Annotated in this window: 10 protein-coding genes; 6 read left to right on the top strand and 4 right to left on the bottom strand. The window is 64.6% G+C overall.

The annotated features are described in order from the left end of the window. Positions 1-352: 352 nt before the first annotated feature. The gene (locus HGI46_RS02865) at positions 353-3,229 is read left to right on the top strand and encodes a CHAT domain-containing tetratricopeptide repeat protein (RefSeq protein WP_168902997.1); all 2,877 of its coding nucleotides are present in this window, start codon (positions 353-355) and stop codon (positions 3,227-3,229) included. Between the two features lie 5 nt (positions 3,230-3,234). Here HGI46_RS02865 and HGI46_RS02860 read toward each other — a convergent pair whose 3' ends face one another. Beyond that, on the bottom strand, positions 3,235-4,098 hold the full coding sequence (locus tag HGI46_RS02860; protein WP_168902996.1) for a dienelactone hydrolase family protein: 864 nt from the start codon (positions 4,096-4,098) through the stop codon (positions 3,235-3,237). A 159-nt stretch (positions 4,099-4,257) separates the two neighbouring features. Between HGI46_RS02860 and HGI46_RS02855 the strand changes: the two genes are divergently transcribed. Next, positions 4,258-4,977 carry a nuclear transport factor 2 family protein gene (locus HGI46_RS02855; RefSeq protein WP_118072432.1) on the top strand — a complete coding sequence of 240 codons (720 nt, stop codon included), beginning with the start codon at positions 4,258-4,260 and terminating at the stop codon, positions 4,975-4,977. A gap of 16 nt (positions 4,978-4,993) precedes the next feature. On the opposite strand, the gene HGI46_RS02850 is transcribed toward HGI46_RS02855, so the two are convergent. Further along, positions 4,994-5,473: a MarR family winged helix-turn-helix transcriptional regulator gene (locus HGI46_RS02850; RefSeq protein ID WP_118072431.1), complete on the bottom strand. Its 480-nt coding sequence runs from the start codon at positions 5,471-5,473 to the stop codon at positions 4,994-4,996. Positions 5,474-5,647: 174 nt separating this feature from the next. Here HGI46_RS02850 and HGI46_RS02845 point away from each other — a divergent pair, with 174 nt between their 5' ends. The 4 genes from HGI46_RS02845 to HGI46_RS02830 all read left to right on the top strand — a co-directional run bounded on the left by HGI46_RS02845 (position 5,648) and on the right by HGI46_RS02830 (position 10,863). Further along, complete coding sequence (locus HGI46_RS02845) at positions 5,648-7,999, top strand: TonB-dependent receptor (protein ID WP_168902995.1); 2,352 nt, start codon at positions 5,648-5,650, stop codon at positions 7,997-7,999. Positions 8,000-8,129: 130 nt separating this feature from the next. Then, entirely contained in the window at positions 8,130-8,531 is a 402-nt protein-coding gene (locus HGI46_RS02840; RefSeq protein ID WP_346766661.1) for a ketosteroid isomerase family protein, read from the top strand. A gap of 14 nt (positions 8,532-8,545) precedes the next feature. Beyond that, positions 8,546-10,015: an aldehyde dehydrogenase gene (locus tag HGI46_RS02835; protein ID WP_168902994.1), complete on the top strand. Its 1,470-nt coding sequence runs from the start codon at positions 8,546-8,548 to the stop codon at positions 10,013-10,015. A gap of 11 nt (positions 10,016-10,026) precedes the next feature. Next, complete coding sequence (locus tag HGI46_RS02830; RefSeq protein ID WP_168902993.1) at positions 10,027-10,863, top strand: SDR family oxidoreductase; 837 nt, start codon at positions 10,027-10,029, stop codon at positions 10,861-10,863. 21 nt (positions 10,864-10,884) lie between these two features. Here the strand turns inward: HGI46_RS02830 and HGI46_RS02825 are convergent, their stop codons facing one another. Then, the gene (locus tag HGI46_RS02825) at positions 10,885-11,877 is read right to left on the bottom strand and encodes a DUF4402 domain-containing protein (RefSeq protein WP_168902992.1); all 993 of its coding nucleotides are present in this window, start codon (positions 11,875-11,877) and stop codon (positions 10,885-10,887) included. Then, the gene (locus tag HGI46_RS02820; RefSeq protein ID WP_168902991.1) at positions 11,877-14,618 is read right to left on the bottom strand and encodes a hypothetical protein; all 2,742 of its coding nucleotides are present in this window, start codon (positions 14,616-14,618) and stop codon (positions 11,877-11,879) included. Before HGI46_RS02820 ends, HGI46_RS02825 begins: the two co-directional genes overlap by 1 nt.

Raw genomic sequence — 14,618 nt, 5'->3', positions numbered from 1 at the left:
TTCGCGAATCAGGGCAGCAAACCGTTGTGATGTAACGCCTTGTCGGCACGTCACGGTCCCTCTTCTGGGCACCATTTCTTCTCTTGCGGCTGCAGGCACCGGGATCCAGATCCCGGGGTGCCTTTTGATGCTGCGAACACTTCGACAGTTGAAAGAAATGGCCTCGGGTCCGTGGTGGCTCCTGATTGAGCGGAAGCGCAGCGATCAGCGCTAGCGCGTACAGGTTTTCGCCGCTCTTCCTCCGACTGCTTGTCGATGATCGACAGCCTCGCATGGCTCGCTTATCCATGAAAGCCGGAAGGGTTTTGGACCGGGGTGGGCATCGATGCGGGCTTCTGAAATGCGCACGGCAATGTTGGTCGCTGTTTCTGGCCTTGCCTGTCTTGCACAAGTGCCGAGCCATGCCACAGCAAAGCCCACGGCCAAGCTGGCCACGCTCGACAAGGCGCTGTCTGAGGCGATCAACCGCGAAAATGCCAATCCCAACCAGACCAATTTCGATGCCAGCCTGAAAGCTGCCGAAGCCGTCATCGCCGCGGCAGATGGTTTGCCGGCAGGCCCGGATACCGCACCATATCTGGCCCGTGCGCTTGTGTCACGATCAGGATACGCGCGGGAGGCAGGGGACATCGACAAGACCCTGGCCGATGCCGAGCGCGCGCGCGAGGTTATCCTGCCCTATCGCGATCTCGCCCCTGACGCTTACGTGCAGGCGATTGCCCTGGCCGGTGACGTGGCGATCCGGCGGGCGCTGTTCCAGCAGGCGGCCGATCGGCTGAGCGAGGGAGCTGCCTATCTGGAGCAACGGCGCGGCAAGGTGCCGTCGTCTTCAGCGCTCGACATGGGCGAGTCCAACATCGGCTACACGCTGGCGATCGCCTACATGCAGCTCGGGCAGTATGATGCTTCGGTGAAGGCGCAGGAGGCAAGCCTCGCTGCCCGCGTGCGTGGGGTGGGCGAGTTTCATCCTGCGACGATCAGCGCGCGCTACAATCTGGCGTTGCGCCTGTCGCGCGCGGGGCGCCTTGAAGAGGCCGAGGCGATGGCAAGGCTTGCCGCAGAGCAGGTCAAGCAACATGTGCCGCAAACCGATCTGGGGCATGTGCGCGCGGTCGAGACGCTGGCGCTCGTGCTCGCCGGCGGAGGCAAGCGGAGCGAGGCGGTAGAAGTGGCGCGGCACGCGCTGGACATCCGTGTCGCCACCACCGGCACCGGCGATGTCAACTTCGCCGCCAGCCTGACAACGCTGGGCGGGCTGCTGGCCGATCTCGGGCGCTACGACGAAGCCGTGAGCGTCCTGACGGGCGCCACGTCGACGCAGGACAAGCTTGGCCCGCTCGCGGCGCCGACCGACCGCCTGCGAGCTCTGACCTTCCTAGGGTTCGCGCAACTCGGTCAGGGCAAAATGGCCGATGCGCGTCGTTCGCTGGATGCAGCCTACGAAATATGGGAAAAGACAAGAGCGGCTGGAGCGGCTGAAACGTTTCTCCCAGCGGTTGCGCTGGCGCGTCTTGATAGCGGCGACGAAGCCGGTGCGGTTGCCGCCGCGACTGCGCACCTTGCGGTCGCCTCAGGCCCCAGAGCACCCGTGCTGGGCAAGGCGCAATCATGCGCGATCGGCGCCCTGCTCGGTGTCGCGACGGGCGAATGCGGAGCAAGTCCGGGCTTTGCGCTTGTTCGCACAGTGACCGACCGGCTCGATGCGAGTGCGGATGGTGAACTCGTGCTGGCAGATCGCCTGTCGCTCGAACTGGCGATGCGGCTGGCGCTGCGTGATGGCGATGGCCAACTGGCCGCCGACGCGTCGCAGGTGCTGGTTGGCTCGAAGGTTGCGCGGGCGACACGGCTTGCCGCGGCACGGGCGGGCACTTCAGACCCCGTTCTGTCGGCGCGCATTCGCACGCTTCAGGACGCCGAACTGGCCTACCGGCGTGCCAACTCGGTCTATCTGCTGCTACTGGGTAATGGCGGTGACGTGCAGTCCGCCCGCTCGGCGCGAGATGTGGCGCTTGCCAAGCTGGAGCAGGAGCGGGCCGGTATCGCCAGCAGCTATCCTGCCTGGGCAGCGCTGACTGCGCGCCAAGGCGTGCCCCTCACTGACATCAGGAGCACGCTGGCAAACGATGAGGCGGTCCTCGCGGTGGTTCCGGCGTTGACGTCGGCCTTCGTCCTGCTTGTTTCGCCAGACCGGACCGTGGTGCAGCGGATGGAGCCTAGCCGCGCGAGCTTTGCTTCGAGCGCGGCTCGGTTGCGTCGCGCACTCGACCAGCGGAGCTTCGATGCGGCAACGTCACACGAACTCTATCGCGCCATTTTTGCAGGCATAGCACCGGTTTTGCGCAAGACAGGGGCCTTGCGGATCATCGCTGGCGGTGATGCCGCGGCCATCCCGTTTGCCACCTTGCTGGAGCGTCCGGTCGACAGGATCGATCGCAAGGCGCCGTTTCTTGTCATGCGTTACGCCTTGTCGGCTGGTGCGTCCTTGCAGGCGCGCACGGTTCAGCCGCGGCGCGCGCTGGCGGGTTCGTCGATGCTGGCGTTGGGCGCGCCTACGCCGTTCGGCACCGTCCGCATGGCCGATGCGCAAGCGGCAAGGAAGGGGCCGCTCCTGGCCAGTGCCGTGTTTCGCGGGGGGCAGGCCGATGCGCAATCGCTTGCCTCGCTGCCCGCCTTGCGCTCGGCCGAGGTGGACGCCGTCTCGCGCAGCGTGGGCAAGGCCACGGTCCTGACCGGCGATCAGGCCAGCGAAGAGCAACTGGCGAAGACCAGGCTGGACCAGTACGGCGTGCTGCTGTTTGCCACGCACGCACTGGTCGCCGGGGAAATGGAAGGCGTGACCGAGCCTGCGCTCGTCCTCGCCCGGCCGGAGCAGGGGGCAAGCAGCGATGGCGTGCTGACCGCGTCGGAAATCGGGACGCTCAGGCTTGATGCCGACTGGGTGATCCTTTCGGCCTGCAATACGGCTGCTGGCGATGGTGAGGCAGCCCCGGCCTATTCCGGCCTCGCACAGGCCTTCCGCTATGCCGGGGCACGAACGCTGATGCTGTCACATTGGCCCGTGCGCGACGATGCCGCGGCGGTACTGGCCGGAACCGTGCTGAAGGAGGCTGCGAAAGGACGAAAGCCGGCGCAGGCGCTACGCACGGCCATGTTGCGCACCATGGTCGATCCGGACCTGCCGGACGCGGCAAACCCGCACGTCTGGGCTCCGTTCGTCGTGTTCGAATAGGCGGGTCAGAGATTCGCCTTGAACAGGTCGAGCATCCTGCCCCAGGCCCGTTCCGCCTGAGTACGGTCGTAGATCGGGGCGTCGAGAGTGCACCAGCCATGCTGGGCGGGGTAGACTTCGATCTCGGCAGGGCGGCTGGCAGCGTCGGCGGCTGCGCGAAGCTGGGTCTTCTCCTTGGGGGCGCGCTCGTCATCGTTCTTGGCGATGGCGAAGAGATAGGCGGCGCGGGTCTTGCCGATCAGGTTGACCGGGCTGTCAGCCTCCGGTCCGACGAGACCGCCACCGTGGAACGACGCCGCCGCGCCGACGCGGGCCGGATTGGCAAAGGCCGTCCGCACGGTGAAGGGGCCGCCCATGCAATAGCCGGCTGAACCGATGCGCTTCTTGGCGTTCACTTCCTTCTGCATGTCGAGCCATGACACGAAGGCCGCAGCGTCGGACGTGGTGCCCGACGGCGTGATCGCGGCGATCATCGGCTTCAGCTTCTTCTGCCCGGCGTCAGTGCGCCATGCCATCAGTGAATCAAGGATCGGGGCGGGGCTGGAACGGTAATACTGGTTGACGACCAGCACGGCGTAACCGGCGGCGGCAAGGCGGGCGCCCATGGTCTTGTAGGCATCGCGAAGCCCCGCGATGTCAGGCCACATGATCACGGCAGGGTGCTTGCCGCGCGTGGGGTAGACGAAGAAGGCGTCGGCCTTGCCGTCGGGCGTGTCGATCGTGACCATGCGGCTGGAGGTCGGCGCTTCTGCGGCGGTGACGCAGCCCGGCACCGTGGCAAGCGCGGCGGCACTTGCGCCGAGCCCGGCAAATTCGCGGCGATTGAGGAAGAATGCGGTGTTTTCGGCTTCGGTGATCTCATCGCACATCGCAGATTCTCCAGCTCCCGTCGGCTGAGGAAAGTAGCGCAGCGCATTTCGCGCGCAAGGTGCGATCGGTTTCATTTTTCCCTCTCGCAATCAACGCAACATTTGTTAGTGTTACTTACAATTTTAGCCTTGTCGAAGAACTCTGGGGAGAGTCGAGCCATGACCGATGTGAATGCCCGCCTTGCCGCGCTCGAAGCGCGCGTGACCGAGCTTGAGGATCTCAACGCGATCCGCCGCCTGCAGTGGGCCTATGGCTATTACATCGACTACAACCGGCCGGAGGAAGTGGCCGGGCTGTTCGCAAAGGACGGCGCGGTCGTGTTCCTGTCAGGCGAATACGTCGGCTACGAAGGGGTGATGCGGCTTTATGGGACGTGGTTCCAGAACCTCTTTACCGGTGGACGGCGCGGGCCGGTGCATGGCCTGCTGCTCGACCATTTCCAGCTGCAGGACGTGATCACCATCTCCGAGGACGGCCAAAGCGCGAAAGGCCGCTTCCGCGGCATCCTTGCAGGCGGCTGGCACGACGACATCCTCAAGGACAAGCCCGAGGGCATGCCGCAGCAGTTCTGGGAAAGCGGGATCTACGAGAACGACTACGTCAAGGAAGACGGTGTCTGGAAGATCAAGCGGCTGGACTACATGATGCAGTGGCAGGCCGATTACGAGACGGGCTGGTCAAAGACCGTAGCCCACCTGCAGCCCGCCGCGGTGTGTTTCCCCGAGAACCCGATCGGGCCGGACCGCCTGTTGCCCGATACCGACGTGCGCCAGACCTGGCCGAACCGGCAGGAAGTGGCGATGAGCTTTGCCCACCCGGTGCTGGCCAAGGCCTTCGCAGTGGGCGATTTCACCAAGCTGCAGAAGAAGTGGCCGTAAAAGGAGTCGGGGCGGGTCAACCGCCCCAGCGACCGATGCGCGTAAGGACGGCAGCGGCAACGCGGCGGAAGGCTTCCCGGTCGCGCGCCGGGACCCCCTTGAACAGATCGGCGCCGACGTGGGCCATCGCGGGAATGGTCTGTGCGAACAGTTCCTGCCCCGCAGGCGTGAGCCGTACCGGTTTGCGGCGGCGGTTGCGGCGGTTGGCGCCGGGTTCGACAAGGCCGCGTTGCATGAGCGCGGCGATTGCCCGGCTGACGTTCATCGGCGGCACGCCCATGATCTCGGACAGGTCATGCCCGGCAAGCTCGCCTTCGCCACCGAGCGCAAGAACGATGCGCAAGTCGGTAGTGGTGAGGCCGAGCGGCTCTGCCACGCCTTCGCGCATCGGCGTGCCGATGAAAGTGCCAAGCTTGAGCAGGTCGACAAGCAAGGCGACATCGCCATCGAGCAGCGCGGCGTTGGCAGCGGGAACTGGTGCGGGCGGCGTGTCCATCGGCCGCCTGTATTGCCCGGTTCCCGGGCTTCGGCAAGTGCCGAAGTGTGCCCGAACTGCATCACCCGGCGAAGTCTGGAACAGTCGCAAATGTTAGGCTTGCAAAGCGCTAATTAGTATGTCTTACTAACAAACAGCAACCGGTTCCGGAGAGAACCATACAGGAGAGGGGATATGGCTCAAGTCCATCGTACCACGTCACACGTGCGCCTGCTTGCGGCAGGCAGCCTGGCTGCACTTTCGCTCGGGCTGGCCACGCCCGCCATGGCCCAGCAGGCCCAGGCCCAAGACCAGGCCCAAGCGGATGAGAACACTCCGGAATCAGCGCGCGAGATCGTCGTGACCGCGCAGTTCCGCGAGCAGCGCCTGCAGGATACGCCGCTGTCGATCACCGCTGTTGACGCAACATTGCTCGCCTCGCGCAACCAGACCGACATCGCCCAGATCGCGCAGCAGGCGCCCAACGTTCAGCTCAACGCCATGGGCGGCGCCTATGGTTCCTCGCTGGGGGCAGCCATTCGCGGCGTCGGTCAGTTCGACTTCAACCCCGCCTACGAACCGGGCGTCGGCATGTATGTGGACGATGTCTACTATGCGACGCTGACCGGCTCGATCTTCGACCTGCTTGACCTTGAGCGCGTCGAAGTCCTGCGCGGTCCGCAGGGCACGCTGACCGGCCGCAACGCCATCGGCGGCGCGATCAAGCTGTTCTCGAAGAAGCCGACCGACGAGAATTCGGGCATGGTCGAGGCCGTCTACGGCAGCCGCAACCGCGTCGATATCCGTGGCAGCGCCAACTTCATCCTCGCGCAGGACCTCTATGCCCGCGTTTCGGGCGTGTACAAGCGCCAGAACGGCTATGTCGACCAGATCGACTATGGCTGCGCCAAGCCCGGCAACCCGCAGGGCATCACCGCACGTCCCGGCTCCGGGCAGGACTGCGTGATCGATAAGCTGGGTGAAAAGGGCTATGCCGGTCTGCGCGGATCGCTGCGCTACAATCCGGGCGACAATTTCGATCTCGTCATCATCGGTGACTACACGCATGAAGAGCGCACCAACGCTGCGGAAGTGATTTCGCTGATCAACCCGGCGCGCATCACCAACGCCTATGCCTGCGGTCGCTTCTGCACTTATGCGAACTTCTATGCCCCTCCGGGCGGCTTCGTTAGCCAGGGCTACGAAATGCCGAACCGCCTCAAGTTCGACGGCTATGGCTTCTCGGCCAACATGACCATCGGGCTGAGCGATTCTCTCAACGTCCAGTCGATCACCGCCTATCGCAACTATCGCCAGAAGTGGGGTACCGACGACGACTTCACGCCGGACCTCGCCATTGCGGGCCAGGGCTACAACGACCTCAAGTTCTGGTTCTTCAGCCAGGAGCTGCGCGTCAACGGAAAGATCGGTGACAATATCGACTTCACCGTCGGCGGCTTCTATTCCGACCAGCGCTCGGTCTATTTCACCCGCCAGGACATCCGCTACATCGCACCGGGCCTGAACTTCCAGTTCCTCGGCAACGATCCGGTCAATGCCGACAGCAAGGCCGTGTTCGGCACGGTCATCGCCCGCCCCATCGAGGGGCTGACCGTGACCGGCGGTCTGCGCTACACCGAGGAAGCCAAGGACTACACCTTCGTCCGCAAGAACTATGACGGCACGCGTTCGATCTTCCTCGGCGCGCTCGATGGCGTGACGGCGACCTTCAAGGGTGATCGCGTAGACTGGCGCGTTTCGGCCGACTACCGCTTCAGCCCCGAGGTGCTGGCCTACGTGACCGTAGGCACCGGCTTCAAGGGCGGTGGCGTGACTGCCCGTCCGTTCGACGCCGCTCAGGCATTGAACGGCAGCTTCGATCCGGAAACGGTGACCGCCTATGAAGCGGGCCTGAAGACCGACCTGTTCGACCGTCGCCTGCGCCTGAACATCGCCGGGTTCATCAACGACTACAACGACATCCAGCTGCCGCTGATCAGTTGCGCGTCACTGGGTTCGCTGGCTCCGTGCGGTGCCCGCCAGAACGCAGGCAACGGCCGAATCAAGGGCTTCGAACTTGAAATGCAGGCCTCGCCGATCGAAGGCCTCGATATCGATGCCTCGCTCAGCCACCTGACCGGCAACTACAAGAACATCGACCCGCGCGTGGGCAACGCGATCCTGCTGACCGATCCGATCGTAACGCCGAACTGGAAGTACAGCTTCGGCATCCAGTATCGCGCCGACCTCGGCAGCGCGGGTTCGCTCACGCCGCGCTTCGACTTCGCGCACACCGGCAAGACCAGCGCCGGTCGCATCGCGGCAGGCCTGCCGATCGAATACTTCAACGCCTATGACATCGGCAACGCCCGCCTGACCTGGCGGAACGAGGCTGAGGACCTGTCGATCTCGATGGAAGTGCAGAACGTGTTCAACGAATACTACACGCCCTTCCGCTTCGCTGCGGTCTATGCCTTCACCGGCACGGCCTACAGCCAGGTCGGGCGTCCGCGCGAATGGGCGGTCACGGTGCAGAAGCGCTTCTGATCGGACGCAAGTTCATGAGGGGACGGGGCGGTCAGCAATGGCCGCCCTTTTCTTTTCAGCTTGGCACCCATCATATCAAATGTTAGCGTTTGGGTGTGAGCCGAATCCGGCCGCCAAGGGGAGAGATACCGTGCTGACGCGCGAGGCCTACGATCGCTATGTCCGCGCGTTCAACGCGAAGGACTATGATGCGGTCGCCGATTTCTATGTCGATCCGCCGCTGATGACGTTTTTCGGCGTGGAAATCCTTTCGCGCCAGGCGCTTAAGGATTTCTACGAATTCCTGCACCACCATGTCACGGAAAGTGTGACCGTTCTGAACTTCGCCTGCTCCGATACGCTGACGGCCGTCGATGCGGTCATCCGGGTAGAGGGGGTGAATGACCTGACCCGCGACGCGCTCGACGCGCGCGGGCTGCACGGCTTCTTCCCGATCGCGGTGGGCGAAGTGCAGGAAATGCGGCAGTTCATCTTCTACACGATCAAGGACGGCCTGATCGAGCGCGTGGAATGCGCGTTGGCGCAGGCGTGAGAGGACACCAGGCCATGACTCCCGAAGGCGTTAACGTCGCCCATCCCGACAAGCTCTTCATCGGCGGCCGGTGGGTGGCCGCCCACTCCGGGCGGATGATTGACCTCATCTCGCCCAATACCGAGCAAGTCGTAGGCCGCGTGGCCGAGGCGGACGCTGCCGACATGGACGCGGCGGTAGCCGCGGCGCGCGAGGCATTCGACAACGGCCCGTGGCCAACAACGCCGCCGGCAGAGCGCATCGCTGCCTTCCGTCGCATGGTTGCCCACCTTGAAACACGGGTGCCGGAACTGGCCCGGGCGTGGACAGCGCAGATGGGCGGGCTCGCCTCGTTTGCCGGGCCGATGCATGGCGGCAGCGTAATGGCGCTCGGCCAGATCGCCGGGTTTGCCGAACAGTTCGAATTCGTGGAACGCCGCCCGAGCATGGCCGCGGATACGGCGCTCATCGCCTATGAACCGGTAGGTGTGGTCGCGGCGATTGCGCCGTGGAACGGCCCGTTCGGGATCATGGCCAACAAGGTCGCCTATGCGCTGCTGACGGGCTGCACGGTGATTATGAAGCCATCGCCGGAAACGCCGCTCGAGGCCTATATCATCGCCGAGGCGGCGCAGGCGGCGGGCATTCCGGCAGGCGTGGTGAACCTCGTCACCGGACACCGTGAGGCGAGCGACCATCTCGTCTGCAACGAGGGCGTCGACAAGGTCAGCTTCACCGGTAGCACCGTTGCCGGCAAGCGCATCGCCAGCGTCTGCGGGGCGCGGATGGCGCGATGCACGCTGGAACTGGGCGGCAAGTCCGCGGCTATCGTGCGCGATGATTTCCCGATCGATGCTGCCGCGAAGATGTTGGCAGGCACCATCACGATGATGAGCGGGCAGGTCTGCGCCATGCTCAGTCGGGTGATCGTGCCACGCCACCGCCATGACGAACTGGCCGAAGCCATCGCCGCAGAAATGCGGCAGGTCCGGATTGGCCATTCCGATGACCCCGAAACCCAGCTTGGCCCGGTGGCGATGAAACGCCAGCTTGAACGCATCGAGATGTACATCGAGGAGGGCAGGGCCAGCGCCGATCTCGTCACCGGTGGCGGACGTCCGGCGCATCTCAACCGCGGCTATTTCATCGAACCGACCTTGTTCGCCAACGTGAAGAACGAAAGCCGGATCGCGCAGGAGGAGATCTTCGGCCCGGTCCTCAGCCTGATCCCGGTCGAGGACGAGGAAGACGCGATCCGCACTGCCAATGCCAGCGCCTATGGCCTCAATGGTTCGGTGCTGACGACAGACGCCGACGCCGCCTACCGCATCGCCCGGCGCGTACGCACCGGCGGCTTCGGGCAGAACGGCTTGCGCATGGACTTCGGCCTGCCGTTCGGCGGGTTCAAGCAATCGGGCATTGGCCGCGAAGGTGGCCCGGAAGGCCTGTTTCCCTACCTCGAGATGAAGACGATCCTGATCGACGCAATGCCGTCGGCACTTTGAAGGACAAGCGCATGAGCGGACACATTGCCGGCAAGTCGATCGTCATTACCGGCGCAGGTGGAGGCTTTGGCAGCCTGGTGGCGCGCAAGGCGGCGGGGATGGGGGCCAGCGTCACGCTGGGCGACATCGACCTTGCTGCTGCCCAAGGCGTGGCCGATGCCATCCTTGCAGAAGGCGGCAAGGCGCAGGCAGTGGCTGTCGACGTGCGTGACCTGGCGCAGGTCAAGGCATTGGTCGCCGCTTCGCTCGATGCGTACGGCGCGGTGGACGTGATGATCAACAACGCCGGGATCATGCCGCTGGCTTTCTTCTCGGACCACGAAGCGGCTTATCCCGCCTGGGAGCGCTGCATCGACATCAACATCAAGGGTGTGCTGAACGGCATGGTCGCCGCCTACGATCCGATGATCGCGGCAGGACGCGGGCAGATCGTCAACATCTCGTCGATCTACGGCAATTTCCCGGTGATAGGCGCGGCGGTCTATGGCGCGTCGAAATCGGCGGTGAACTTCCTTTCGGAATCGCTGCGAGTGGAAAGCCGCGGACGGATCAAGGTGACCACGATCAAGCCGACCGGTGTGCCGACAACCGGCCTTTCCGGCACTATGGTCAACCAGGCCGCCGGCATTGGCATCGTTGCGCACAACATGCCGGATTTCATGGATATGGTCGGTCAGATGGCGCAAGGCACGTTCCCGGCGGAGCGGCTCGATCCCGAAGCCATCGACTATGCCAGCCTTGCACCCGAACATATCGCCGATGCCGTGATCCACGCGATCGACCAGCCTTGGGGCGTCTCGATTTCCGAAGTGACTGTCCGGGCGACCGGAGACCACTTCGTTCTGTGAGGCGCGCGATCGCTCGTCGCGTCAGTTGTATTGCACCATCACCGTCATGGTGCCTGTCAGCGTACCGAGCGCCGAGGAGCCCGACAGCGGCACGGAACCTCCCACACTCACATCGACCGTACCGACCGAGCCGGTTGCACCGCTTAACACTTGCGCGCCGCCCCCGCTATTGGTCAATGTGGCCGTGACCGAGCCGCCGCTGCCTGACAACGTCATCGTCGTCGGCACCGAAACGGTTACCGCCTGACCGCCTTCCCCGCTCACCGTGAACTGTGCCGCCGTCGCAGCGGGCGACGGAAAGCGGCGGACATTGGTCCCGGTGACCGAAACAATGCCGTCGGGCGTCAGCGTAACAGCCCCCGAACCGCTGGTCGGCCGCGTGACCGAGCCGAACTGCAGGTCCTGTGTCTTGGCAATGCTGACAGGGCGGATGACCTTGGCAATGATGTTGCCGACAAGCGAATCCGATCCCCCGCCCGTCGCGCGCTGTGCGGTGATCAGGTAGGAACTGGTCGCGCTCCCTGTCGGATCGGCAGAGTCGTTGCCGTCTACGGGCAGGTCAAAGCCGATCAGGAACGTGCGTGATGATCTGCGCGGAATGGGGGCCAGATTGATCACGATATAGCTCCCCGCGCTGTAGGCTGAGGTAACCGTGGCGGTGCCGTTGGCAAGGCTGATCGCGGTGATGTATCCGACGCGCCCCGTAGGCGATCCGGCCAGTGCCAGCGTGACCTGAACATTCGTGGTATTGCACGCAAAGGTATTGCTGCACGAAATCGTGACCTCGGCGTTTGCGGACGTGTTTGACAGCCGCACCCCCGAGCCGGAGACCACCGTGACCGATCCGGATGTGGCGCTGGACCGCAGTACCGTCTGACCGGACGCGGCAGAGACGATATCGCCGAAGTTGGCATCAGTGATCGTGTCGACCGTGTAGCTCTGGGCATGCGCTGCCGAAATCGGCACGAACGGCAACAAGACGATGCACAGCGCGGTCAGCAGCAAGCGGATCATCAGCGTTTCACCATCTGTACGTGTTCGTTGAACGCGACTTCACCGTTGACATCAACCACCCGTCCATCGGCACCCACTATTGCAAACAACGGCTCTTTCAACCGCATGCCGAGGCGGGCGGCCTGGTCGGCGTCGATCTCGATTGCATACTTGCCCGGCTTCACCGCGTCGAACACTACAGTGCCATCGAACTCGGTCATGCCGGATGCGACATCGCCCTTGGACGAAACGAGCCGCACCTTGACCGCCGACAGGCCGCTCAACGCGCCATCGCGGCCGCGGAAGCGGATGCGCGTGACCAGCTCGGATGTGGGCACCAGCGGAAAGTCGATCCGCGCAACTCCCCCTGCACGTGCGGCAAACGTGATGTTCTGCGGCGGCGGCGCCACGAAGACGGTATCGGTGCCCGAGATATCGGCGCGCAGCGAAGTCATGTTGCCATCGCCCAGGCCGGTCACGAACGCCCGGCCCTGCCCGTCGGTCACGGTCTTCAGCCCGCCACCTTGCACCACTACGCCGGGCACCGCTTCCTCGCCCTGATCGCGCCGACCGTTGGCATTGGCGTCGATGAACGCGAGGAGCGCAGCGCTTGCCCCGTTGGCAGGACCTGGAGGTGTAACGCGATAGCGGCCCTGCAGCGGGTCCCGCGCTATCCCGAAGTTGAGCTGGACGCCCACTCGCCAGCGGTTCTGGCTCGTTGACCAGTCGCCGCCCAATGTTGCCGTCGCCATGGGCAAGCGGGCGGTAAAGCCCGCCTGCAATGCCGTATCGCGCCCAGCAAAATTGCGGGTCGCGCCAAGGCGCAGGCTGTAGCGATCGCCAATTGCGCGGTCAGCGGCAAAGCCCAGCGTTTCCAGCCGGGTGCCGGGCTTGATCCCGAAATCGGCAGTGGCGCGAAGCTGCCACTTGTAGTCGATCAACCGCATCGCGCCGAGATTGGCGTTGATCCGAGTGTCGGAAAAGCCGCCCTGCGTGCGGTGGCTGTAGTCGGCACCGATGGCGAACAGGGTCTGCCCCACATTCGCCGTGGTGCGTGCCCGGGCCGAGAGGGTCTGGCTGCCGTCGACGAACTCGGCGCGGTCGAACCGACCGGAGACCGGCAGGCCAAGCGAGCCCGGCAGCGGCACAGCGAGGTCGAAGACCACTTCGCTATAGCGGCGCATCGGGCGCGACGGATCGAAAGCGGTATTGGCTTCGTCGGCAAAACCCCCGCCGTACTCGACATGGCGGCCAAGGAAGCTCACGCCGGCGATGCGTCCGGCAAGGCCTAGCGAAATTGCACGCCCGCCTGCGAAGTCGCTGGCAAGGTCGGCCTGCACCGCAAGACCCAACAGCGAGTTGCGCGTGCCGATCGAACCGATGACGTGTGAACTGCCGCCAAAGTCGGTGAAGCGCGACAGACCGGCCGCAAAGGTCAGGTGCTCGCTTATGCCGTGGGCGATGTTGAAGGTGGCGCGCAGATCGCCCTTGCCCTTGGCAAAGCCGCTGAGGTTCGCATCAGACAGGTCGATTACGGTCCGGTCCTGCGAGACGATGCCGAGATCGACAGTGGTCTTGCCCGCCGCAAGCTGGCCGCCACCCACGTTGATCACGCGGGTGCGTTCGATGCGTTCTCCGCGCGGACCGTAAAGCACGACGCGCAGGGCGTTTCGGCCGCGCACCAGCGGGATATCGTTGAATTCATAGCGTCCCTGCACCCCCGCACCGCGCTGGGCAGAGCGCAGGATGTCGTTGACGTAGAGCTCGGCATCGTATCCCAGCGGCAGTTCTCCGCGCAGGTTGATGCGCTGGAACACGCTCGCCTCGTCAAGGCGCGAGGAGGAGAATGCGAAACCCGCCCCGCCAAGGCTGCGCGCGCCGATGACCTGCGACGGCGTGAAGACATCGCCCAGCGCGGCCGAAGTGCCGCCGAGCGAGCCGAGCAGCCGGCCTTCTTCGGACCGGCGCGTGAAGGCGAGGCGGGCCGAAACCGGATCGCCGTGATCGTCAGTGGCGATCCAGGCGTTGAAGCCGGCTTTCAGCAGATCGCCCGCAACCCGCCCCTCGAACCGCGTGACTGCACGGCCGCCGCCGTTGACGCCTTCGCTGTTGTAGCCAAGCTCGGTCGTGAAATCGAAAGCGGGGGCGCTGGCCCAGCAGTACGGCGTTGCCACGCGCATCGCATCGTCCTGCGTCTCGGGCTGGCCGGCCAGACCTGCCATGCGGGCCAGGCGTTCGCGCTGTGCCTGTAAGGGAAGCTTTTCCGTGGCCTCGAGTGTGAGGATCATTTCGTCGGCGATGGACGTGATCTTCAGCGGCAGCAGCTTGGCCACCAGAGAGGCTCGCAGGTAGATGTCTGTTTCGGAGACGAGGCTGTCGGGCGGAATCAGCGCGACAACCTTGCCGCCAATCAGAGCCTGGCCTGACCTCAGGTCGATGGTGATCGGACGCTGACCTTCGCCGATACGCCCCGATGCGACACGGTTTGCAACATCGATATCAAGCGGAAGTTCGAGAAGGCGGGTCAGCTCGCCAAGCGGCAGCAGCGGGTCGGCGGGATCGCCATAGGCTGTCAAAGCCTCGCTGATCGTGGTGCCGTCAAGCTGCACGGAAAACAGCAGGAGGTCCTCGTTCGCAGCCTGCGTTGTGCCGAGCGCAGACGACCCGACCACCGGATCGGGGGCCTGCACGGGCGCAGCCGGTCCCGCTGGCGCGCTGCTGTTGGCAGCGGCCAGGGCCAGAATGGCCAGCGTAGCGGTCAT

The sequence above is a fragment of the Novosphingobium sp. ERW19 genome, assembly GCF_012641315.1.
GTDB lineage: Bacteria > Pseudomonadota > Alphaproteobacteria > Sphingomonadales > Sphingomonadaceae > Novosphingobium.
This window is presented reverse-complemented; position numbering and strand designations above follow the sequence as displayed.